The organism is Shewanella gelidimarina (assembly GCF_023283945.1).
In the GTDB taxonomy this organism is placed as follows: domain Bacteria; phylum Pseudomonadota; class Gammaproteobacteria; order Enterobacterales; family Shewanellaceae; genus Shewanella; species Shewanella gelidimarina.
In genome coordinates this window covers 47,100-70,460 of sequence record NZ_JAKIKW010000003.1, presented here as the reverse complement: position 1 = coordinate 70,460, position 23,361 = coordinate 47,100, and the positions used below count along the sequence as shown (strand labels likewise).

Here is a 23,361-nt window from a genome sequence, read left to right as displayed (position 1 = left end):
GAAAAAGTTCGCTAGAGGATAGTAATTGGGTGCCACAAGCGGCTAAAATAGTCGGTTACCCCTATTACTTTTTCTTTTTGTAAGTGCCGATTAAACGCCAATGAAATCACATACTCAATCTTTACTCGCTGAATCGTTAAATGCCCTTAAACAACAAGGTGTTGTTCCTGCTGATTTTGAAGCTCGCATTCAAGTGGACCGAACCAAAGATAAGAGCCACGGTGATTTTGCTACCAACTTGGCGATGATGCTAACAAAAGCAGCGCGCAAGAATCCACGTGAGATAGCTCAGCTCATCATTGATAACCTGCCTGAATCTAGCCATGTCGAAAAGGTTGAGATTGCAGGACCAGGATTTATCAACTTTTTTATCGATGACAATGCGCTCGCCAATCAACTTATGGACGCACTTAACAGCGACCATTTAGGCCTAACCTTGCCTGAGTCGCAAACGGTTGTCGTTGACTACTCATCACCTAACCTTGCGAAAGAGATGCATGTTGGCCACCTAAGATCGACCATCATCGGTGACAGCGTTGCCCGCTCACTTGAGTTTATGGGTCACAAGGTTATTCGCCAAAACCACGTCGGAGACTGGGGAACTCAGTTCGGCATGTTGCTTGCGTACATGGAAGAGTTACGTGCTGCAGCAAATGGTGAACAAGCCCAAATGGAGCTTTCAGATCTTGAAAACTTCTATCGCGCCGCTAAAGTCCGCTTCGATGAGTCTGAAGATTTTGCCAACCGTGCCCGTAAGCTGGTCGTTGCATTGCAATCAGGTGACGAGTACTGCAATAAATTATGGCGTGAGTTTAATGACATATCCTTGAGTCACTGTCACGAAATTTATGAGCGTTTAGGCGTTAGCTTAACCCGCGCAGATGTTCGCGGTGAAAGCTCATATAACGCTGACTTAGAGCAAGTCGTCGCCGATCTTGATACCCAGGGCTTATTGTCTGAAAGTAATGGCGCTAAAGTGGTGTTCCAACAAGAGTTTAAAAACAAAGAGGGTGAGCCACTCCCTGTTATTATTCAAAAAGCAGACGGCGGCTACCTATACGCGACCAGCGATATGGCCGCGATGCGCTATCGCTCAAATGTGTTAAAAGCAGATAGAGCACTTTATTTTGTCGATCTGCGCCAAGCCTTACACTTCCAACAAGTGTTTAAGTTGGCTAAAACAGCCAATTTTGTTCGCGAAGAGATGAGTTTCGAACATATGGGCTTTGGCACCATGAATGGTGCTGATGGTCGTCCCTTTAAGACGCGCTCTGGTGGTGTGGTTAAGCTTATTGATCTGCTTAAAGAAGCTGACATTCGTGCACTTGATTTAGTCCGCAGTAAAAATCCTGATATGGATGAAGCAGAGCTGACTGAAATCGCTCGCGTCGTTGGTATTGCTTCCGTTAAATATGCTGACTTATCTAAGAACCGTACTAGCGATTACATCTTCAGCTTTGAGCAGATGCTGAGTTTTGAAGGTAACACCGCACCCTACCTACTCTATGCGTACACTCGTGTTGTGGGTATCTTCAACCGTGCACAAGACGTTGATTTGAGTGGTGCTACCATCGTCCTTGAACACGAGAGAGAGAAAGATCTTGGCACTAAGTTAGCTCAGTTCGGTGAAGTGATGAACCGCGTCGTCAATAAAGGTCAACCACATGCGCTATGTGCTTACCTATTTGAACTTGCCGGTGCATTCTCTAGTTTTTATGAAGCATGCCCAGTACTGGCAGCCGATAACGAAGCACAGAAGAAGAGCCGCCTACTATTGGCTAAGCTAACAGCGAAAACACTTAAGCAAGGGCTGAACTTGCTAGGACTAGACACTTTAGAGCGGATGTAATCATAACCCTATGACGAGTCGTGACTACGCAAACCGTAAACCCACGCGCAAAGGCAGTACTAAAAAGCGTGGGTCAAAGGGAAATCCGCCTAAGCGTTTCCCTGTTTTACTGCTATTAATAACGCTCGCAGGTCTAACTGGGTTTGGTTATGTATTGTGGCTATTAAACAGTACTGATGAAACAGTCACAACGCCGGTAGTAGTGGTTGATAAACCAAAGAAAACTACGGTTAAAAAAGATCCTAATGCGCTACCGCCAGCCCCAGAAGAAGAGTGGACTTATCTTAAGGAGCTGGAAAATAAAAAGGTCGAGGTGGACCTGCCTGCAGCTTCCACTAAGCCTAAGCGTCCTTACCAGATGCAATGCGGTTCATTTAGAAAAGAATCTCAAGCAAATTCGCTTAAGGCAACCATTGCCTTCCAAGGTTTAGAAGCGCAAGTGCGTAAAGTTAAAGGTACGAGTGGAATGTGGTATAAGGTCGTTTTAGGCCCTTACGATATGAAACGTGATGCCGAAAGACAACGTCACGTACTGCAAAACTCCGGCACCAACGGTTGTCAAATCTGGTTCTGGGAAAGTTCGTAGAGGGTAATCTCAACAAGACTAACTCTATAAAAGCGCTGCTCATGCAGCGCTTTTTTATTGGCTTGCAGGAATGGGGAAAGTGGTTTGTTATGCGGCAATTAACTAGCAGTTACGACTGAAACACGCTTTACGCCGTCTGACCTCCAAGGACGGAGGGAATGCCAAATTCAGTCGGGAACAGAATTGGCCATGGCCGCTCTGCGGTTTGATCCCTGAAACCGCAGGCCTCAGCCGCGTCTACACTGGGTTTGAAAAGCGCAAACACTCAGCATTTGAGTTTTAATCTTTCAATACAGTAAGTTGTAACCTTTCGGTAAACGCCATGACTTAAACATATTTAAATGAACTCGCAGAATCAAATCTCCCCCGTTGGAAATTTCGCTTTTTAAATTTCGCCGGGGCGCTGAGGGTTCGACCCTTATGAAATCAACAGCGGGCACAAGCGCTTTGCCCCTTGGCTCTGGTGTGGGCGAAGCACCACGACCTTGGTCAACAAGCGCAGCTTGATGCGTTTGCGATTTAAATGACCTGCGGCAGCCACGCCTGCAGATACTCTAGTGACTAGCAAACAGACACATGTTGAGTCAGCAGCAATACAAGTTACCCCTTGATATTTACGCATGCATCCCCATATCTCTATTATCACCAACCAGCAGGCACATTGTCGCTGGCTAGAGAAGAGGATTTATCGTGACCACTATCGTATCAGTACGCCGAAATAACCAAGTGGTTATCGCCGGTGATGGCCAAGTTTCTCTTGGTAATACCGTGATGAAAAGCAACGCTAGAAAAGTTCGTCGTCTATACCACAATAAGGTATTGGCAGGCTTTGCTGGCGGTACAGCAGATGCATTTACATTATTCGAGCGCTTCGAAGCCAAACTCGAAATGCATCAAGGCCATCTTATGCGCGCTGCCGTTGAAATGGCTAAAGACTGGCGTTCAGACAAAGTGCTACGCAAACTTGAAGCATTGTTAGCTGTCGCTGATGGTGAATCGTCATTGATCATTACCGGTAACGGTGATGTGATTCAGCCAGAAAATGACTTAATAGCTATAGGCTCTGGTGGCAACTTTGCCCAATCAGCAGCCATAGCATTGCTTGAAAACACCGATCTTAGCGCGTTAGAAATTGCAGAGAAGTCATTAACAATTGCCGGCGGCATCTGTGTTTTCACCAACCAATTTAAGACCATCGAAGAGTTAAAGTACTAAACGAACTTTCGTTTATACCCAAGACTGATGCTTAAGCATGAGGAAAGAATATGTCTGAAATGACACCACGTGAAATTGTTCACGAACTAGATAGTCACATTATTGGTCAGCAAAAGGCCAAACGCTCAGTCGCAATCGCGCTACGTAATCGCTGGCGCCGTATGCAACTGGATGCTGACCTTCGTCAAGAAGTCACGCCTAAAAACATTCTAATGATTGGCCCAACAGGTGTGGGTAAAACTGAAATTGCCCGCCGTTTAGCACGCCTTGCAAAAGCACCGTTCATTAAAGTGGAAGCCACTAAGTTCACTGAAGTGGGTTATGTCGGTAAAGAAGTTGACCAGATTATTCGCGACCTTACCGATTCAGCCATAAAGCTGACACGTGAAGAGCAGATGGCTAAGTGTAAATTTAGAGCCGAAGAAGCGGCTGAAGAGCGCATTCTTGATGCCCTATTGCCTAAACCAAAAGAAGATTGGGACAGCGAAAAAGCTAGCGACAATAGCACTCGCCAAGTTTTCCGTAAAAAACTACGTGAAGGCCAGCTAGACGATAAAGAGATTGAAATTGACGTCTCTGCGCCACAAGCCGGTATTGAAATCATGTCGCCTCCAGGCATGGAAGAGATGACCAACCAGCTACAAAGCATGTTCCAGAACATGGGACCGGGTGCAAGTAAGCGCCGTAAAATGCCGATTAAAGAAGCCTATAAACTGCTTATTGAAGAGGAAGCGGCCAAGCTCGTTAATCCTGATGATCTAAAAGAGCAAGCGATCGAATTGGTTGAACAGCACGGTATCGTTTTCTTGGACGAGATTGATAAAATTTGTAAGCGCGGTGACTCTTCAGGCCCAGACGTTTCTCGTGAAGGTGTGCAGCGTGACCTACTCCCACTCGTTGAAGGTTGTACGGTTAATACTAAACACGGTATGGTCAAAACAGATCACATTCTGTTTATTGCATCAGGTGCATTCCAGATGTGTAAGCCGTCAGACTTAATCCCTGAGCTGCAAGGCCGCTTGCCGATTAGAGTCGAACTTGATGCGTTGTCAGCAGGTGATTTCAAACGTATTTTGACAGAACCGTTCGCATCGTTAACTGAGCAATATGTGGCCCTTATGGGAACAGAAGGCGTTAAAGTTGAATTTGCCGAATCGGGTATCGACTCTATCGCAGAAGCCGCATGGCAAGTCAACGAGCGCACAGAAAACATTGGTGCCCGTCGTCTACACACGGTGATGGAACGTTTGATGGAAGAGCTATCTTACGAAGCGTCTGACAAATCAGGCTCTGTAACAGTAATTGATGCCGATTACGTGAGCGCCCATCTCGATAACTTGGTTCAAGACGAAGATTTGAGTCGCTTTATTCTCTAATCTTACAGTAGCCAAACGCTAATTTAGTGATGGCGGTTAAGGACAGTTCTGTGCTTAACCGCTATTCTGTTTTATGAACCGAGACTTTTAATCATTGGTAGACTTATGACTCAAGATAACACCCCTAATGTTGAATCCTTAAAGCTTAAGCGTAAATCTCGTCAGCTAGAGGTGCACTTTGATAATGGCGACATTCATCAGTTGAGCTGCGAAATGCTAAGGGTTTACTCTCCATCAGCAGAAGTACACGGTCATGGCAATCCAGTGCTGGTTACGCACAAGAAAATGGTCAATATCTCTGCTATTGAGCCTGTCGGCAATTATGCCGTTAAAATCATCTTTGATGATGGCCACGATACAGGACTCTTCTCATGGAAGGTGCTTTATGACTTAGCCACCCATCAAGTCGATCTCTGGGAAAAGTACTTAGCGCGATTACGAGCAGCAAAAGCTAGCCGCGAACCCCTTATTGACATGGCTGTGAAATATCACAAATAGCAGACCAGCAGTAAAGTGACCTGAGTCACTCATTAAAATTGCAGCAACAAATATTTGATCACAGAATGGCGCCGATAGCGCCTTTTTTTTGTGTTCAAACAGTAGATTTTACGCTTAATCACTCTATGCGGACTTATGTCCTCCACGGATCATAATCAGGCAATTACTATCGGGAGTAATCAAAAAAGAGGATTACTCATGACTGCACATATTAATGGTAAAGCCGGTGATTTTGCCGAAACCATCATCATGCCTGGCGACCCACTTCGCGCTAAGTATATCGCCGAAAACTTTTTAGACGATGCGGTGGAAGTCACCAATATCCGCAATATGTTCGGTTATACCGGTTTTTATAAGGGCCAACGTATTTCCGTTATGGGTCATGGTATGGGTATTCCATCGATGGTTTTATACGCCCATGAACTAGTGACTGATTTTAATGTTAAACGCATCATCCGCGTTGGTAGCCTTGGTGCAACCCAGCATAACGTCAAGATCAACGATGTCATTTTGGCCCAAGCTGCGGGTACTGATTCCCCCACGAATGCCAAGCGTAGTAGTGGTTATCAAATGGCAACCTCTGCTACGTTTGATCTGCTACACAAAGCCTACACTATCGCCCAACAAAAGCAGATCAACGTAAAAGTGGGTAATGTGTTCAGTGGTGACATGTACTACGATCCAGATGAAGACATGATCCCAGCATTAGAGCGCTTTGGTGTATTAGGGGTTGATATGGAAGTCGCTGGCTTATATGGCCTTGCGCATCACAAAGGTTTTGAATCACTTGCGATTCTTACTGTTTCAGACCATTGCTTAACTGGCGAAGAGACCAGTGCAGAGGCTCGTCAGTTAACCTTTAATCAAATGATAGAGCTGGCATTAGAAACAGCCTGTCAGTAACGCTTTATTAAGCCGCTCGAAGCACCACTTCCAGCGGCTTAACTTTAGGTCTTGATACCGCGATACTAGGAACCAATGATGAAAAATAAAATATCCTTAACCTTGCTCAGCTTTTTAGCCAATTTTGTTATGGCAGGCTTTGCCACACAGTTCGGCATGTTGATTGAACCTATAGCTGAGAAGTTTTCAGCTAACGTCAACGAAGTCGCCTCAATATTCTCACTGCTTAATGGTGGTGCTCTTGCCGGGACCATAGTCGCTTTTTTCTTAATTGAAAGAATTGGCGTAAAACGCATGACGCTTATCAGCTATGTGGGCATTGCACTCAGTGCAGCCGCTTTACACTTCACGGGTTCGCTAACCGTAGTAATGATTGCAATGACAATTATCGGGCTTTGTGGCGGTGTTGGCCTCTGTATCGCGGGTACAATCGTCGTGTCGGTGTGGAAAGACAAAATTCAAAGCACGATGTTAGTAGTACAAGATGCCACCTTTAACGTTGCTGGCGTTGTATTTCCACTCATAACCACCTATGCATTAAGCCATGCACTCTCTTGGAGCTACAGCTACCTAGCTGTTGGTATTGTTGCATTAGCCACTGCCGCCATCGCGCTTGCAACCAATTTCGAACTCGTAGAAAATCAAACATCAGCAGAGAATGGCAAAGATGAATCAGAGTGGAACTTAGGGATAATTAGCGGCGGAGTTGGTTTATTTCTCGGAATGCTAGCACTGTATACCTTCCTTACTTGGGCACCGATGTTCGTTAAAACCAAGTTCGATATTCCATTCGAAGACGCCGGTAATATTATCACTCAATATTGGTCTGCAGCACTCATTGGTGCGCTAGTGTCGACTGTTATCGTGTCGAGAGTTAAGATCCAGCATTTCATTATGGGTATGATTTTACTTGCATTTGTTATCACTAGTTTGATTGTCACTACAGATAACTTGGCTTGGATTGGTTACTTAACTTATGGTTACGGCTTCGCTTGTGCAGCACTTTATAACGCTTTTATTGCCTATGGAGTGTCATTTGTGAAAAGTGCCAGCAGCCGAAACGTATCTTATATTTTGATTAGTGGTAGTGCCGGTGCAATGTTCAGCCCTGCAATTAGCTCACTATTTGAAAGTATCATTGGTTTACAAACAGTTATGTATGCAATCCCAGTGATCTACGGCCTGATTATTGCGATGTTACTCATTTCCAATAAACAAAAAGCCAGTATGTCAGCTCAAACAGCATAAATAATTTGGCATTATTCTAAAACAGTTAAAAACAAAAGAACCCAGTGATCACTGGGTTCTTTCATTTCTAACCTTTAATCGAATATCAAGATTAATCCTTAAACGAATGGTACTAGGGGCAGCTGATCTTTCACGGTTGTTTTTGCCGCAGTTTATTGGCTATTTTGACAAGGCGGAGGCTATGTCGTTTAGTCATTCTCCACGAGTAGCCTACAACACCGTAAAAATAGCCAAGAAGCGCGGCCCTTAGGGTTCGTTTCAATTCTATTCGTCTTTTATGACTAGAATGCGTTACGAGCTTTCGCTTAGACTGCTAAATCATCGCTCAAGCCTTGTACTCAAATCATTATTCATTACGGTAAATAATCGAACAAAAATTAAGCTAGAAAGTTCAACGGCCCCTAGAGCTACATGTTTGAGATTTATTCAATAAAGGACTTAAGCCCTTCAAGATCACAAATTATCAGCCCCTCTTTATCTCGTTTAATCAAGGCTAAATCTTCCAGCTTTTTAACTGCACGGCGATAGACTCTATCGGTTGTCGCAAAGCGTTCAGCTTCTAAATAGCACTTAGTGAAACCTTCTACCGGCTGATCTTTTAAATACTGATGATAGAGGTCGTAAGCAATATTATAAGCGATGGGATATAACATGCGGCGGGTCAAAATATCCACAGTATCTTGATAGTCTATGGCGATAGCGCTGGCAAAAAATAGTGCAAACTGAGGCGTTTTTAATAAAGCCTGTTGTAACTTATCGCCATTAATAATGGAGATTTCTAATGGCTCTTCGGCAATAATATCTAACTGGCACAAGTAGTGGGTAAAAAACTCCATTTCCCCAAACAGCTGAGAGTCGCAAGTCATGGTTCCCAACTGAAAGCTACGGCCATTTCGAGCGGTATAACCCATTGAGATACGGCCACGTGGCACCAAGATCAGGTCGTTAACCTTTTGGCCTTGTTCCATTAGTCGATGTTGTGCAGTCACCGTTTTCGTTTCGGTAATGCACTCACGCATAATCTGCTCAATAGCATCATGTTCTTGATGCCATAATGAATGAAAACGCCCTTTCTCGAGTGGTTTTAGCTGCATAATATTGCCGATATGGATTTATGTTAGGCGAAAGACTTAAGCATTATACCTCTTTAAAAGTCAGTAGTAATAGGCACGCCTAGGTATGTACAGCGGCAGCATTGTCTCTTTATATTAGTGACATATTAAATCCCAGTAGTCACCATCAGTTTTAAGGGCTCTTTTTTTGCCAGCTCTGAGGTAAATTGACTTGCGACCAAAGTGACTGGCATAACTCCTCAGGCTGATTCCAATCGCCCTTGAGTAACCAGCTCACTAACTCATCAGCCACTTGAGGATAGTCTATAGATTCGGGCGTCGGTGACTTTAACCAACGCCGCAGTGCATCAGGATCTAAACATGTTTTCATGCACTCAGCGGCCCCGAGTAGTTCAAGTGCTGCAACATTAGATAACTGCTCAAACTGACCTAATAACGGCTTAATCAGCAGCTTCTTGCCCAAGGTTAACGCTTCGCTGGCAAGCTCAAAACCCGCATTGCCAATCACGCCACCACAACTTGCCATTGCCGCTTTAAAACCATCGCGGTCAAAACCATGCCATTTAATGTGTGGCGGCATTGACCGATGAGGTATCCCTGCGTGGTACACCAAAAAGGTGTAATCAGTAAAAGGTGCCAAGAAGTCTACAATCGCATCTGGGGACTCAAAAGGCAGATAGACCAATACTTGATGCGCTAACTCTTTCTCAACTTTATCGACCTCGACAAAAGGGGGCAAAATTGGAAAGCCAAAATGATGCCAATGGCAGCCTAACGCAATATCCACTGGTGCAAAGTAGTTCAACATCGTTTCGTTAAACCAACTGTCACCCACTTTAGGCACCGAGAAATTGAGCGCGGCTTGATGGCTGATCCCAATGGACGGCACACCTTGATTTTTAGCTGCCCAAGCGGATACGGGCTCAAAATCATTAAGGACCAGGTCATAGCCGCTTAAATCTAGGTTTTTGACATCTTTAACAAATCCAAACCATGCGTTCATCTTAGCGGTTTGCCCTACATTCACACGGCCATCTTTAGTCGCAAACGTCAGGCCTGATTGCACCCGATATTGCCCAAAGCACTGCATATCAAAAAAATGCTCCGCGGAGCGGCCAGAAAAGAAAAAGTCTACGTCCGCTCCTTGCTTATGCATCGCTTTAGCCATCACTCTTGCCCGACTTAAATGGCCATTTCCAGTACCTTGTACTCCGTAGAGGATCTTCAATGCGCTCTCCTAAATAATGTGCTGACTAAACACGACAGAAGCGATACCGAGCAAGGCACCGGCGATAATATCCAGCGGATAGTGAACCCCTAAAATAATGCGTGACAGACCAATGCCTATTGCCCAGCACGTGGCAATATAAAACAGTTGTGGATAGATAAAGTAGATGCTTGTGGCCATCACGAATGCAGCAGCAGTGTGACCCGAGGGCAAACTAAATTTGTCAGCGGGTTCAAAACGGGCAATTCCATCAGCAAGCGCATGGCAAGGACGTTGTCTACGGATCATATTTTTAAGCAGAAAATAAAGTGGCAACTCAACCAAATATGCAGCTAATAGCGTATTAAGCAGTGACTCGCCATGACTATCGAACAGTAAAAACAGCACCACCATGTATAGGTATACAGGTCCGTTACCGGAGGCCGAAAGTGATAAAGCCAAAGGTTGTAAACCATGCTCCTGGCCTTGCTTAACCAAAAATTGATAGCCACTGCGATCCAGTCTTGATAGTGAGGTGATCATTGCAAACTCCAAAATCATTATTTAATAGCAAGCTATTAAAAATCCATGACGTGAAGGTGACAACTACCCTAAAGTTTTATGACACAGCGCAAAAAATAGGCTTGTTAGCGTTGGATGATGACCGAGGAAAAATAATGGAGGAAGCCAATTTGCTAGCCTAATTATCCATAGATAATCAGACCAGCACGAAATACCCAAGTAGCTTAGGTATATCTACTAATTAATCAGTAGCGAGCTCGACGTTATTGCGATTACGGTAAATCTTTTGCAGGTGGTAAATATTGATACACGCAACAAAGGCATTCATACCCGCGACAGGCCATGCTTCAATTGACGCTCCATAAATAACAAACAGTGAACAACCGGTAAAGTTCAAACATCTCAACCAGGTAATGTCTTTCATCATTAGCGAAATCGCGACCATAATTGACGCAGCATAACCGATGATTTCAATAGTATTAATAGCTTCCATAAGGCACCTTTTAGGCCCTCTGCCGTCCCTAAGCTAACCGGGGGATCCGTGCCCCTAAAGCGACTCAAAAATTAAGTTAAGTTAATATGTCTACACTTATGCTAACAAAAATACACCATCTTGGTAATAAAAAAACGTTATATAATGACCTATGTCATATTTTTGCTGAATTAGTAACCTAGATGTCGAAATATTACCACAACATAGGTGAGTGATGTGTTTATCGGCAATTGCGTGATTGATAAGACTTTTCTTTTCAACAATCCCTTATATACTGGTTAAATTACTCTTTTGCTCAAATTACTGAGCTACGCCTATCTACCAGGAGCGTTCTTATGGAATACAACACCTCAGAACTTTGTGACACTTATATCGATGTAGTTGATGTTGTCGAACCCATGTTCAGTAATTACGGTGGTAGTAACTCTTTTGGTGGCTCGATTAGCACCATCAAATGTTTCGAAGATAATGGCCTCATCATTGATGCTCTGCAGGAAGATGGCGAAGGCAAAGTATTGCTCGTAGACGGCGGCGGTTCACTGCGTCGCGCCCTACTCGACTCAACGATTGCCCAAGTGGCAGTGGACAATAATTGGGAAGGGATCATCATCTATGGTTCAATTCGTGATGTTGATGCATTAGAAGATTTAGACATTGGCGTACAAGCGTTAGCCTCTATTCCCGTTGGCGCCGATAGTCACGCCATTGGCGAACTTGAAGTTCCAGTCAATTTTGGCGGCGTGAGCTTCTTACCCGGTGACCATGTTTATGCAGATAACACTGGCATGATTTTATCACCTGAACCGCTCGACATTGATTAATCAAAAAATACATTGGGATCAAATTTCGATTTGATTTTACCGACTAAGCCAGCAGAAAGTGCTGGCTTTTTTGTGGCCGATTGTTCGGCAAGGCTTGCGGTGTTAATCCAAGGCCTTACACTGTCGGTAATGAGCACTCAAATATAAGAATAACTCAATGCAGTATCTCAGCCCCTTCACCACCATTAAGCTTGAGAGCTTACTCGCGCCGAGAACAGGCGAGACTAAACTCGGACAACGAGTACACATTCCTACAGCGACAGATGATCTCTCGACAGTACTGGCACAGGCCAAGGCAGCTAATGTCCGCTTTGCAATTATTGGCATTGGCGAAGATATTGGCCCCCGTGCAAATTTGGGGCGAGGTGGCTCTACAGACGCTTTTGACAGCGCAATGAAACAGTTTCTCAATTTTCAATCCAACCGCTTTTTAACCGGTACCCAATGTTTAGTCTTAGGCCAAATAGAAACCACTGACTTACAACTGCCAGGCAGCAGTACCGCAGAGCAACTACGCCACAATGTAGAGCAGTTAGATTTAAGAGTGATTGAGGTATTAACTCGCGTAATGCAAGCAGGATTAGAACCCATTGTGATTGGCGGCGGGCACAACAATGCCTACGGTTTGCTCATGGCTGCTAAAGCCAGCCATAAGCGCCCAATTGCCGCTGTTAATTTAGACCCTCATTCAGATTTCAGGCCCAAAGAAGGTCGCCACAGTGGTAACGGGTTTAGTTACGCAGCCGCTTCTGGTGCACTGGGTATTTATCATGTGCTTGGACTGCATGAGCTAAAAAACAGCGAAGCAACATTAGAACAACTCAAAGCATTTGGTGGCCACTGGCATACTTTTCAGCAAATTTGGGTGCGTCGAGAACTGAGCTTAGAAACCGCACTCAAATCAATTACCAAAGAGCTCAATAACAGCTCGTTGCCGGTGGCGGTTGAGCTGGACTTAGATGCCATCACGAACATGCCCAGCAGCGCTTCAACCGCAGCCGGAGTGCCTTTGCTCGATGCATTACACTACGTCAGCTATGTTGCTAAGCATTGCCCTTGCGCCTATTTACATTTAGCTGAAGCGGCCCCAAGTTGCCATGTGGCAGGGCTCGATGCTGGGTACCGTGAAACAGGACAAAGTATTGGCGAGTTGATCTATAGCTATATCAACGGACGTATTAATGCATTGTAGTAAATACCAATTGCATTAAGTATGTAGTCAATTCAGAAGCGCTCAATCTTTTCAATTCAAGGCGCATTGACGAAAGAATGGTTATTCCCTTGTGAGCCAATGCAATACAGAAGTGGAATGAGTGAGCGCTTCCCGAAGGGTGGCTGACGTTTAAAGCTAATGGCAAAACACTGCATGCTGCGGCGGAAACTCTTGATATAGAATAACTATAAGCATCAAGTTCCCGACTTGCCTTCAGTGCTTTGAATTCCCACTGAATGAACAGATACTCAATACAATTGGTATAATAACGATTCAACATTGGCTAGTATTATGGTGTAATGCGCAGTCAATTTTGCGAAACCCTGTGTCATCGCTCATTTTTACGAACTCCAGCGACTGATAGATAACATACATCACATAGTGATGGATGAAAGATTCAGCAATCTGGCTCGATGACTTACAATCGCGATAATTCAATTGTTAACGTATAGGAATAGATAGATGTCAGAGGACACTCCAAAGAACACTCACTTCGGTTACAAAACGGTTGAAGCTGAGCAAAAGGCCGAGATGGTCGCTGGCGTATTCCATTCTGTCGCCGCTAAGTACGACATCATGAATGACGTCATGTCTTTCGGTATCCACCGTATGTGGAAACGTTTCACTATCGAAAGTGCTGGTGCACGTCCTGGCATGAAGGTTCTTGATTTAGCTGGCGGTACTGGCGATTTAACCGCTAAGTTTTCTCGTATTGTCGGTGAGAAAGGCCAAGTCACTCTCGCTGATATTAATGACTCGATGCTTAAAGTGGGTCGTGAAAAGTTAAGAGACAAAGGCATTGTGGGTAATGTGAACTATGTGCAAGCGAATGCTGAAGCACTGCCATTCCCTGATAATCACTTCGATATAATTACCATCGCCTTTGGTCTACGTAACGTCACCGATAAAGATGCCGCTATCGCTTCAATGCTAAGAGTATTGAAACCCGGCGGAAAATTATTAGTGCTTGAATTTTCTAAGCCTAAGCACAACGTGATGCGTAAATTATATGATCTATACAGCTTTAAAGTGATGCCTAAAATGGGTGCGTTAATTACACAAGACGCTGAGAGTTACGCGTATCTTGCTGAATCTATTCGCATGCACCCAGATCAAGAGACATTGAAACAGATGATGGTAGATGCTGGTTTTGAGCAAGTAAACTATACCAATATGACTGACGGTATTGTGGCCTTGCATAAAGGTTACAAATTCTGATTGGACTCACTATGTCTCGTGACATGTCACTGCTTACATGTGCGGCGATTGAGGTTAGCTTAAACAAGCTAATCGCCCAATCGCCTGAAGACTACGCGACCTTGCGTAGTTTGCATGGCAAAGTTCTTTGCATTCAACTGACTCAGCTTAATTGGCCACTTTATCTCTTGTTTGCTAAAGAGATCCAAGTTTACAGCCAATACGAAGGTGAGGTTACTACTCAAGTTAATGCCGATATCACCACTTTATATCAACTCACTGAAGGTGCAAACCTCACCGAGTTGATCAAACAAGATAAACTTAGCCTCGAAGGCGACCTCAGTTTATTGCAAGCTTTTAGCCACTATATTCAAAGTGTTGAATTCGATTTTGCCGAGCCTCTATCTCGTTATATCGGTGATATTCCAACTCACTTTGTTTTCCAAACGGTTAAGCGAGCAAAACAAGATATCACCCAAATATGGCTCAAAACACGCTCCCACTTAGGTCAGTTAACGACCGAAGAGTATCGACTTGCACCGCATAAACTCGAATATATTCACTTAAGTGATACCATCGAAGATATCGCCGTCGACGTCGACACCTTGGAAACACGGATAGAGCAATTACTAAATAGGGCAAGAGTTAAACCATGACAGTAACAAGTATCAGGCGCGCTTATCAAGTCATCCGCACCGCGTTGCATTACGGATTAGATGATTTAATTCCCTCAAAGTTAACGCCTTGGTACTTTAAGCTATTAAGAGGTTGTCTCTTCTGGCTCAGAAACCAACACAAAGATAAAATCGGCGGCGAACGCTTAAAGCTAGCGATGCAAGAGCTTGGCCCAGTTTATATTAAGTTTGGCCAAATGCTCTCAACCCGACGAGATCTACTCAGTGATGAATGGGCTGAAGAGCTGGCGATGTTGCAAGACAGAGTGCCTCCTTTTGATTCCGCTATTGCTCGCGCCTCTATTGAGTCCGAACTTAAAGCCCCCATCGAAGATTACTTTGATGACTTCGAAGATACGCCGCTTGCATCAGCCTCGATCTCACAAGTACATACCGCGACGCTAAAATCTAACGGCGCTAGAGTAGTATTAAAGGTACTGCGCCCAGATGTAGAACAAAAAGTTCATGCCGACATTCAGCTAATGTCGCAAGCTGCGGGCTTTTTAGAGTTACTGCTAGGGGCAAACAATCGCTTACGTCCAGCCGAAGTTGTCGAAGATTATCGCACCACCATTGAGGGTGAGCTCAACTTAAAACTTGAAGCCCTTAGTGCAATTAAATTGCGTAATAATTTCTTGGGTTCAAATTCGCTTTATATCCCTTTTATGTATGAAGAGCTTTGTTTTACCCGACTAATTGTAATGGAGCGTATTGACGGCGTACCTGTATCAGATAAAGCGGCACTTATCGCGCAAGGTACCAACCTAAAGCTGCTTGCTGAACGCGGTGTAGAACTGTTTTTCACTCAAGTATTCCGTGATAATTTTTTCCACGCAGATATGCATCCCGGCAATATCTTTGTCAGCCGTGAACACCCAGATGATCCCTTTTACATCGGTTTAGATTGCGGCATTATGGGCACGCTTACCGATGAAGATAAACGCTATTTAGCAGAAAACTTTCTCGCCTTCTTCAATCGTGATTATCACCGTATTGCTCAGCTTTATATTGAATCGGGTTGGGTATCACCGGATACCGATATCAGTGCATTTGAACAAGCGGTTAAAGTTGTTTGTGAGCCCATGTTTAATAAACCATTAGATGAAATTTCATTTGGTCACGTTTTACTTGAGCTATTTCGAACTGCGCGTCGATTCGACATGGTTGTCCAGCCTCAACTGGTATTGTTAGAGAAAACCCTACTCTATATCGAAGGTTTAGGGCGTCAGCTATACCCGCAATTAGATTTATGGCAAACCGCTAAACCTTTTCTTGAAGACTGGATGGCCGAGCAAGTAGGCCCTAAAGCCATGGCAAGCAAAATTAAGCAGCAACTGCCTTATTGGGCAGAACACCTGCCAGAGCTGCCGGAACTCATTTACGATAATTTAAAAATGGGTCGCAACCTAGCAAAGACACATAACAAATTACTCGATCGATATCTAAAACATCAGCAAAAAGCACATAAAAGTAACTATCTTTTGATCACAGCCGCTATTTTAGTGATCTGTGGCACTATTTTGTTCAATCAAGACGCTACACTATGGGCGTCTTACGGCAGTATCGGCCTAGGCGCCACATTGTGGCTGCTCGGATGGCGATCTAGACCAAAGATCCGTAAACTTTAGCTAGACCTAAATAACCAAAGGTTCATAATAGATTTAATATCTAAATTAAGAGGATTCATTCATGGGTGGCATTAGTATTTGGCAACTTCTTATCGTTGCATTGATTGTCGTATTATTGTTTGGAACAAAGAAGTTACGTTCTCTAGGCGGCGATTTAGGCGGTGCTGTTAAAGGCTTCAAAAACGCCATGTCTTCTGAAGAAGATAAGAAAGCGCTAGAAGAGAAAACAGCGCTAGAAGACAGTGCAGCTGAAAAAACAGTTCAGGGCACTGAGACAGCCGAAAAAAAGGCTGAATCTAAGGACAAAGAACAGGCGTAATCGACTATGTTCGACGGTATCGGCTTTATGGAGTTGCTGTTGATTGGAGTCTTAGGGCTAGTTGTACTTGGCCCTGAAAGACTTCCTGTCGCCGTGCGCTCAATCTCAGGCTGGATCCGCGCCATGAAAAAGATGGCTAACTCAGTTAAAGACGAATTAGAACAAGAGCTTAAAATAGAGCAATTGCATACTGATTTGAAAAAAGCAGAAAGCCAAGGCTTAAAAAACCTTGCGCCTGAGTTACAGGATTCAATCGATCAATTAAAACAAGCAGCGCAATCTGTTAATCGTCCCTATCAAGTAGAAGATGTTCCTTCGGCAAAAGAAACGCCAGCCAAAGACGCCCCTACTATTGAGACTTCTTCAACAGATAGTGCTAAGTCAGACAAACCTAACGGGTAGTCCATGTCACAACAAAAGCCATTAATAAGCCATTTGCTTGAGATGCGTAATAAGCTGCTTCGAGCAATAGCGAGTGTTCTCTTGGTGTTTATCTGTTTGGTCTATTGGGCCAATGATATTTACCATTATATGGCGATACCATTGATGCAAGCTCTGCCCGACTCGAGCAGCATGATTGCAACGGATGTTGCCGCACCCTTTTTTGCGCCATTCAAACTAACATTGGTACTGTCATTTTTTATTGCCATACCTTATGTTCTGTTTCAAGTATGGTCATTTGTCGCACCAGGGCTTTATAAGCATGAAAAGCGCTTAGTGGTGCCGCTGCTTACCAGTAGTACCTTGCTGTTCTATTTAGGTATTGCATTTGCTTATTACGTAGTATTTCCTGTGGTATTTGGTTTTTTTGCGTCTGCAGCACCTGAAGGTGTAGAAGTTGCGACCGATATCAGTAGCTATTTGAGTTTTATTCTCAAACTGTTTTTTGCCTTTGGCTTAGCGTTTGAAATACCTGTGGCAGTCGTTCTTTTGTGCTGGGCAGGTGTCACTACACCTGAAGAGCTGAAAAAGAAACGTCCATACATAGTGGTTGGTGCATTTATTGTGGGAATGTTTTTAACACCCCCCGATATTATTTCGCAGACGATGCTCGCGATTCCAATGCTCATCTTGTTTGAAGGCGGACTCATCGCAGCACGCTTTTATAGTAAAGATGAAGATGAATCTGAAGACGATGAAGATACGCCTGAAGAGAGTGAACAAAAGTAACTAAACATTTGTTGATAGAGATAAAAGGTATTGCCATTCAGTTGATGAAGGCAGTACCTTTTTTTTGCACTGACAAACCATTAGGTTGCTATGCAAGGCAGTAAGTCCATCCTCTATTTCACAGGTAACCCTGCAGATATATTGAATCAAAAAAGCAATAGACCTTAGCCTCTTTATACGCCTCAATGGCCTTAACATTGAGACTCTGAATTGATTACATATATAACGGAATTGGTATAAAATCGTCCTGTAGCCTGCTTTCCAATAATAAAAAGGAAATTTTAATGATTAAGCCATATCTGTTATTACTGACAACAGCCTCTATTTTGTTATCGACATTTGCAAATGCCTCTGTTGAAACTCAGCTATCACAATGTGCTGCGGTACCAGACAAACTGGATCGTCTTATCTGTTACGACAACCTCTCGGCGTCATTAGCAACAAACAGCGTTAGCAGTGTTAGCTCAGCGCCAGAAACAATTGCCGTCGCCGCCTCAGCAACCGTTGTCACCAGTACTGCTAATGCACCAAAAAACGCTGCTGAAGAGTTTGGCAAAATCAAGAATGACAAAGCCGAGCAAGAGGTGGTGGTCATCAATCTAACCGTGAATAAAGTCACTAAAGATCCATATGGCGCGCTTAAAATTCAATTTGATAATGGTCAAGTTTGGAAACAAACGGATTCACGCTCTTTCAAACTAAAGCCAGAACAACAAGTCTATATTGAAAAAGCAGCCCTTGGATCTTTCATGTTAGGCATAAAAGATCGTAACACCACCATTCGGGTTAAACGTCTTAAATAATGCCGCAGTTTATGGATATTGCTGTCAATCTCATTGGCAGCAGCTTAGAAAAAGATCTTCACGGGGTTGTTGAAGCCGCTAATCATGTTGGCGTCTCCTCTATGGTGGTTATCGGCAGCCACATTGAAGAGAGTGAGCAAGCGATTGCGCTATGCAATTCATTTTCAGGAACGCTCTATAGCACAGCAGGTGTTCATCCGCATCATGCGAGTGAATGGACGCCCCAAAGCTGTCATCGCATTAAGCAACTAAGCTTGTCTCAATGTGTCGTTGCCATTGGTGAATGCGGTCTGGACTATAATCGAGATTTCTCACCAAGAGCCAAACAGAGGCAGGCTTTTGCCCAGCAACTTGAACTGGCCGTTGAGCTAAAACTGCCAGTATTAATGCATGAGCGAGACGCTCATGCAGACTTCCTCGCCATATTAAAAGAATACCGCTCAGCATTACCCGCGGCGCTATTGCACTGTTTTACAGGGAACCGCGAAAGTCTAGAGGCTTATCTAGAACAAGACTTACACATAGGGATCACTGGCTGGGTGTGTGATGAACGTCGAGGCCAAGAGCTAGCCGAGCTGGTGCCATTTATTCCTGACAATCGTATTGTAATTGAAACCGATAGCCCCTATTTACTGCCAAGAAGCATGCGACCAAAACCGAAATCAAGTAAAAACCAGCCTAAATACTTACCTTATATCGCTGAATATATTGCTAATCTTCGTGGGCAACAGATTGATGATTTTGCACTACAAACTTATCAAAACAGCCGCTCCTTTTTTGGTTTAACGTATTAATGCGGATATTCATTCGTTTTTTAGCCATCGCGATGCTTTTCATATCAAGCTATGTAAACGCCGAAAACATCTTAACGCTCGATAGCCATACCCCTACAGAGCAGCCCTTAAATGACTGGATCTATTACACACCAGTAACCCCAAACACGGACGTAGCCCAAGTCAGCCAGTTGTCATCAACACGTTGGGATAAGCTCACGCCGGATATTATTCGCGGTCTAAGTAACAAGCAATTTTGGGTCAAGTTTAGTGTGCACAGCAGCGGTTCTTTTGTAACCAATAGAATATTATCAATAACCAACCCCCACTTGGATCTGATTGAGTTATACCACTTCAATCGACACCGATTAGTCAACAAAGTGGTTATGGGTGACAGCATCCCTTTTTCTCAAAGGCCCATTGTCAGTAATGACTTTTCGTACCCGTTTAGCAGTAAAAATAATGATTTCCATACCTTTTACTTAAAAATAAGCACTGCGGGAACGGCAAGTATTCCACTCACGCTTTGGACCGATAACGCCTACTATCAAAGCGCTGAGCAGCAATCATTATTATATGGTTTTCAAATAGGCGTTTTAACCGCAATTGGTATTTTCAGCCTCTTTATTGCTATTAGCTCACACTCATTTAGTTATACTTATTATGCGGGTTATGTGCTTTCTTTAACTCTCTTTGTCGCAACCTTGCATGGCATCGCTTTTCGTTTTATTTGGCCTAATTTACCGATAGTTCAAACATTTATTTTGCCTGTACTATTATGTTTATCGATGGCCTTTGCCTTTCTGTTTTCAGAGAAAGTCATGCAGCTTAAATACCATAGCCAGCCGATGCTACGAGTCTGCCGGGTCGGTGCGGCCATTTCAATCTTCCTGCTTTTTCTTGGATTATTGCTCGACTACAACCTAGCGCTAAAAATGGATGTCTGCGTAGTTATGCTCAGCAGCTTAATGCTGATGTATATCGCACTCGTTCAAGGATTTAGAGGCCATAAACTGGCTAAGCTATTCGCTATTGGCTGGGCCTGTATGATGCTAGGTGCCTTAATTTCCGGCATGATGTATTTGGGCTATATCGAACTTGATCTGCACGCTAAGACGCCCTTTATGCTTGGATTAAGCTTCGAAATTCTATTTATGGCGGCATTACTAGCGATACGCTATAACGATGAACGCCTGTCTAAACTGCAAATCCAGAAAGAAGCGTTAACTCAAGCTGAACGAGCGAAAATAACCCGAGAAGATGCACTTCGAATAGAGGCTCGAAGTAGTGAGCAACTTGGACAGATGGTTCAAGAGCGAACCTTAGAATTAGAAATTGCACTAAGAGAACTCAACGAAGCAAATCAAAAACTAACGGAACAAACAACGATTGATAGCCTTACGGGTGTAAAAAATAGAAGTTCGTTTGATAAGCGTATCCTTGCAGAAGGCCGAATAAGCCGCCGACAACAAACGCCAATGGCCGTCGTCATGTTAGATATAGACCACTTTAAGTCGATTAATGACACTCACGGACACCTTGCCGGTGACCAAGCCTTGCGAGCTATCGCTGATGAACTTAAGCGAAAATTAAAGCGACCAACCGATCTAGTATCACGTTTTGGCGGTGAAGAGTTTGCTATTATATTACCGAATACGAATCAAGAAGGCGCCTTGCAAGTTGCTGAGACCATAAGGAAAGCTATTTTTGAATTGCCGATCAGTTGGGGAAAAATAACCATTCCTCTAACGGTCAGTATTGGAGTGAGCGTTGAAATCGTTTCATCCGAACAACATACAACATTGTTATTAGATCAAGCCGATAAAGCACTTTATCGCGCAAAGAACGAAGGGCGTAATCGCGTTATGCTATACAGCCCTGAGTAAGATTGAGCCCTGAGCAAAATTGACATCATCAAAAAGTCTGGAGTCGAATGTGAATATAATTACTAGTGCCTACCCACAGCGTAGAATGCGTCGTATGCGCAAACATGAGTTTAGTCGTCGTCTCATGGCTGAAAACCAACTCTCTGTAAATGACTTAATTTATCCGATGTTTGTGCTGGAAGGGAATAATCGTACAGAGCAAGTGGCTTCTATGCCTGGTGTAGAGCGCCTTTCAATTGACCTACTGCTTAAAGAAGCGGCAGAATTAGTTGAACTTGGGATCCCACTTATTGCGCTATTTCCTGTCACGCCTTCAGAGAAGAAAACCCTGATGGCTGAGGAAGCTTATAATGCCGACGCGCTAGCACAACGTGCCGTGCGTGCATTGAAAGAAGCTTTCCCACAGCTGGGCGTGATGACTGACGTCGCACTGGACCCGTTTACCACTCATGGTCAAGATGGCATCATTGATGAAACTGGCTATATCATCAATGACATCACTACCGATATTTTAGTTAAACAGGCACTTTCTCATGCTGAAGCCGGTGCTGATATTATCGCACCTTCAGATATGATGGATGGCCGTATTGGTGCTATTCGCAAAGCGCTTGAAGCCGCAGGTTATGTCAACACACAGATCATGGCATACTCTGCCAAGTATTCATCAAACTACTATGGTCCTTTCCGTGATGCGGTCGGATCAGCGGGTAATCTAAAAGGTGGCAACAAACATAGCTATCAAATGGATCCTGCTAACAGTGACGAAGCACTTCATGAAGTGGCTCTCGACATTCAAGAAGGCGCAGACATGGTAATGGTTAAGCCTGGTATGCCTTATCTTGATATCGTCCGTCGCGTTAAGACTGAGCTTGCCGTACCCACTTTTGCTTACCAAGTAAGTGGTGAATATGCGATGCATATGGCCGCTATTCAAAATGGTTGGTTAGCTGAAAAAGCGATTGTGATGGAGTCATTGCTTTGCTTTAAACGTGCGGGTGCAAATGGCGTCCTGACTTACTTTGCCAAGCGCGCTGCACAGTGGTTAAAAGAAGATAAATAGCCGTTTATGAATACCTAAATGCCACTCCCCAACGAGTGGCATTTTATTTTCCTCCACCGAAAAACTCCCCATTAAATAGTTCAATTCTTTCGTCCGAGATTCAAACTTAACCCTTAATGTGTGAGCTACACCGCTAAACTAACAATCATGCAGTGATCGCTATAACAGTACTTCCAGAGCATGCTTCACCCCGTAGTTAAGACATGATTGAATAAAGCGGAATTCATTTCTTCTTGCCAGAGGTATAATCATGCACAATAACGTCAAAGCATTGCTTGCCACCACCGTTTTATTTTTTAGTAGCCAAAGCGTGGCTAGTGGCGGCTGTGCATTCGAAGGCCAACAAGAGGGCTTTATGGCCACTTGTAGTGAGGAGAAACAAGAAGTGATCTTAACTGGTAGCGTTACAACTGAACAACTCAACGTGCTTGATTGGTTCAATCAAGAATATACTGATTACAAAGCCGACACAGCGGTAATCGCTAAGTTAAAGGCTGTTAATATACCAACAGAAATCACTGTTATTATTGGTACATGGTGCCCAGATTGTCATCGTGAAACGCCGCGACTTATTCGTATAATGGAGCAGGTGAATAACCCTCTGATCACGGTAAAATACATTGGTGTTGATAGAGCTAAAGAAGATCCAAAGGGCTTGGCTAAACACTATGATTTCTCACGTATACCGACTTTCATCGTTTCACAAAAAGATGAAGAGATTGGTCGTATTGTCGAAAGACCTGAAGTGACGCTTGAAAAAGACTTAGCGGCTATCTTAAAGGCTTCTTAAACGTCAATTTTAGAATTAAAAAAGGCCGCTTAAGCGGCCTTTTTATTTACACGGCTT

Annotated in this window: 25 protein-coding genes; 20 read left to right on the top strand and 5 right to left on the bottom strand. The window is 43.9% G+C overall.

Going from position 1 to position 23,361, the window contains the following annotated elements; translation table 11 throughout:
- Positions 1-100: 100 nt before the first annotated feature.
- Together argS and L2729_RS03785 are read left to right on the top strand one after the other, a co-directional pair.
- On the top strand, positions 101-1,849 hold the full coding sequence (gene argS, locus L2729_RS03790) for an arginine--tRNA ligase (RefSeq protein ID WP_248987050.1): 1,749 nt from the start codon (positions 101-103) through the stop codon (positions 1,847-1,849).
- Between the two features lie 10 nt (positions 1,850-1,859).
- Positions 1,860-2,435, top strand: coding sequence for an SPOR domain-containing protein (locus L2729_RS03785; protein WP_248987049.1), 576 nt, complete (start codon positions 1,860-1,862; stop codon positions 2,433-2,435).
- Between the two features lie 418 nt (positions 2,436-2,853).
- Here the strand turns inward: L2729_RS03785 and L2729_RS03780 are convergent, their stop codons facing one another.
- A complete protein-coding gene (locus tag L2729_RS03780) occupies positions 2,854-3,057 on the bottom strand; it encodes a hypothetical protein (RefSeq protein WP_248987048.1) in 204 nt (67 codons plus the stop codon).
- A 68-nt stretch (positions 3,058-3,125) separates the two neighbouring features.
- Here L2729_RS03780 and hslV point away from each other — a divergent pair, with 68 nt between their 5' ends.
- From hslV to tsgA, 5 genes are all read left to right on the top strand, one after another.
- The gene (gene hslV, locus L2729_RS03775; protein ID WP_101089813.1) at positions 3,126-3,650 is read left to right on the top strand and encodes an ATP-dependent protease subunit HslV; all 525 of its coding nucleotides are present in this window, start codon (positions 3,126-3,128) and stop codon (positions 3,648-3,650) included.
- A 50-nt stretch (positions 3,651-3,700) separates the two neighbouring features.
- On the top strand, positions 3,701-5,026 hold the full coding sequence (hslU, locus tag L2729_RS03770; protein WP_248987047.1) for an ATP-dependent protease ATPase subunit HslU: 1,326 nt from the start codon (positions 3,701-3,703) through the stop codon (positions 5,024-5,026).
- Positions 5,027-5,131: 105 nt separating this feature from the next.
- Positions 5,132-5,524: a gamma-butyrobetaine hydroxylase family protein gene (locus tag L2729_RS03765; protein ID WP_101089811.1), complete on the top strand. Its 393-nt coding sequence runs from the start codon at positions 5,132-5,134 to the stop codon at positions 5,522-5,524.
- A gap of 198 nt (positions 5,525-5,722) precedes the next feature.
- On the top strand, positions 5,723-6,427 hold the full coding sequence (deoD, locus tag L2729_RS03760) for a purine-nucleoside phosphorylase (protein ID WP_101089810.1): 705 nt from the start codon (positions 5,723-5,725) through the stop codon (positions 6,425-6,427).
- A gap of 78 nt (positions 6,428-6,505) precedes the next feature.
- Complete coding sequence (gene tsgA / locus L2729_RS03755) at positions 6,506-7,675, top strand: MFS transporter TsgA (protein WP_248987046.1); 1,170 nt, start codon at positions 6,506-6,508, stop codon at positions 7,673-7,675.
- Positions 7,676-8,097: 422 nt separating this feature from the next.
- Here tsgA and L2729_RS03750 read toward each other — a convergent pair whose 3' ends face one another.
- The 4 genes from L2729_RS03750 to L2729_RS03735 form a co-directional block, all read right to left on the bottom strand.
- Complete coding sequence (locus L2729_RS03750) at positions 8,098-8,769, bottom strand: Crp/Fnr family transcriptional regulator (protein ID WP_248987045.1); 672 nt, start codon at positions 8,767-8,769, stop codon at positions 8,098-8,100.
- Between the two features lie 151 nt (positions 8,770-8,920).
- Positions 8,921-9,976 carry an MJ1255/VC2487 family glycosyltransferase gene (locus L2729_RS03745; RefSeq protein WP_248987044.1) on the bottom strand — a complete coding sequence of 352 codons (1,056 nt, stop codon included), beginning with the start codon at positions 9,974-9,976 and terminating at the stop codon, positions 8,921-8,923.
- A 9-nt stretch (positions 9,977-9,985) separates the two neighbouring features.
- On the bottom strand, positions 9,986-10,498 hold the full coding sequence (locus tag L2729_RS03740) for a phosphatase PAP2 family protein (protein WP_248987043.1): 513 nt from the start codon (positions 10,496-10,498) through the stop codon (positions 9,986-9,988).
- Positions 10,499-10,718: 220 nt separating this feature from the next.
- Positions 10,719-10,970 (bottom strand): uroporphyrinogen decarboxylase, encoded by a 252-nt coding sequence (locus L2729_RS03735; protein WP_248987042.1) that lies wholly within the window; start codon positions 10,968-10,970, stop codon positions 10,719-10,721.
- 335 nt (positions 10,971-11,305) lie between these two features.
- Here L2729_RS03735 and rraA point away from each other — a divergent pair, with 335 nt between their 5' ends.
- The 13 genes from rraA to L2729_RS03670 all read left to right on the top strand — a co-directional run bounded on the left by rraA (position 11,306) and on the right by L2729_RS03670 (position 23,304).
- Positions 11,306-11,791 (top strand): ribonuclease E activity regulator RraA, encoded by a 486-nt coding sequence (rraA, locus tag L2729_RS03730; RefSeq protein ID WP_248987041.1) that lies wholly within the window; start codon positions 11,306-11,308, stop codon positions 11,789-11,791.
- A 157-nt stretch (positions 11,792-11,948) separates the two neighbouring features.
- Positions 11,949-12,983 carry a formimidoylglutamase gene (locus L2729_RS03725; protein ID WP_248987040.1) on the top strand — a complete coding sequence of 345 codons (1,035 nt, stop codon included), beginning with the start codon at positions 11,949-11,951 and terminating at the stop codon, positions 12,981-12,983.
- A 483-nt stretch (positions 12,984-13,466) separates the two neighbouring features.
- Complete coding sequence (gene ubiE, locus L2729_RS03720; RefSeq protein ID WP_248987039.1) at positions 13,467-14,222, top strand: bifunctional demethylmenaquinone methyltransferase/2-methoxy-6-polyprenyl-1,4-benzoquinol methylase UbiE; 756 nt, start codon at positions 13,467-13,469, stop codon at positions 14,220-14,222.
- Positions 14,223-14,233: 11 nt separating this feature from the next.
- The gene (locus L2729_RS03715; protein WP_248987038.1) at positions 14,234-14,857 is read left to right on the top strand and encodes a ubiquinone biosynthesis accessory factor UbiJ; all 624 of its coding nucleotides are present in this window, start codon (positions 14,234-14,236) and stop codon (positions 14,855-14,857) included.
- Positions 14,854-16,503, top strand: a complete 1,650-nt coding sequence (ubiB, locus tag L2729_RS03710) for a ubiquinone biosynthesis regulatory protein kinase UbiB (protein ID WP_248987037.1) — start codon at positions 14,854-14,856, stop codon at positions 16,501-16,503. The genes L2729_RS03715 and ubiB overlap by 4 nt, the downstream gene beginning before the upstream one ends.
- 61 nt (positions 16,504-16,564) lie before the next feature.
- Positions 16,565-16,822, top strand: a complete 258-nt coding sequence (tatA, locus tag L2729_RS03705; RefSeq protein ID WP_101089799.1) for a Sec-independent protein translocase subunit TatA — start codon at positions 16,565-16,567, stop codon at positions 16,820-16,822.
- Between the two features lie 6 nt (positions 16,823-16,828).
- Positions 16,829-17,224 (top strand): Sec-independent protein translocase protein TatB, encoded by a 396-nt coding sequence (gene tatB / locus L2729_RS03700; protein ID WP_101089798.1) that lies wholly within the window; start codon positions 16,829-16,831, stop codon positions 17,222-17,224.
- A 3-nt stretch (positions 17,225-17,227) separates the two neighbouring features.
- Positions 17,228-17,992 (top strand): twin-arginine translocase subunit TatC, encoded by a 765-nt coding sequence (tatC, locus tag L2729_RS03695; protein ID WP_248987036.1) that lies wholly within the window; start codon positions 17,228-17,230, stop codon positions 17,990-17,992.
- Positions 17,993-18,276: 284 nt separating this feature from the next.
- Entirely contained in the window at positions 18,277-18,795 is a 519-nt protein-coding gene (locus L2729_RS03690; RefSeq protein ID WP_248987035.1) for a hypothetical protein, read from the top strand.
- Positions 18,795-19,589 (top strand): TatD family hydrolase, encoded by a 795-nt coding sequence (locus L2729_RS03685; RefSeq protein WP_248987034.1) that lies wholly within the window; start codon positions 18,795-18,797, stop codon positions 19,587-19,589. The genes L2729_RS03690 and L2729_RS03685 overlap by 1 nt, the downstream gene beginning before the upstream one ends.
- The gene (locus tag L2729_RS03680) at positions 19,589-21,454 is read left to right on the top strand and encodes a sensor domain-containing diguanylate cyclase (protein WP_248987033.1); all 1,866 of its coding nucleotides are present in this window, start codon (positions 19,589-19,591) and stop codon (positions 21,452-21,454) included. The genes L2729_RS03685 and L2729_RS03680 overlap by 1 nt, the downstream gene beginning before the upstream one ends.
- Before the next feature lie 49 nt (positions 21,455-21,503).
- Entirely contained in the window at positions 21,504-22,514 is a 1,011-nt protein-coding gene (gene hemB, locus L2729_RS03675; protein WP_101089793.1) for a porphobilinogen synthase, read from the top strand.
- 250 nt (positions 22,515-22,764) lie between these two features.
- Positions 22,765-23,304: a thioredoxin family protein gene (locus tag L2729_RS03670; protein WP_248987032.1), complete on the top strand. Its 540-nt coding sequence runs from the start codon at positions 22,765-22,767 to the stop codon at positions 23,302-23,304.
- The last annotated feature ends 57 nt before the right edge of the window (positions 23,305-23,361 follow it).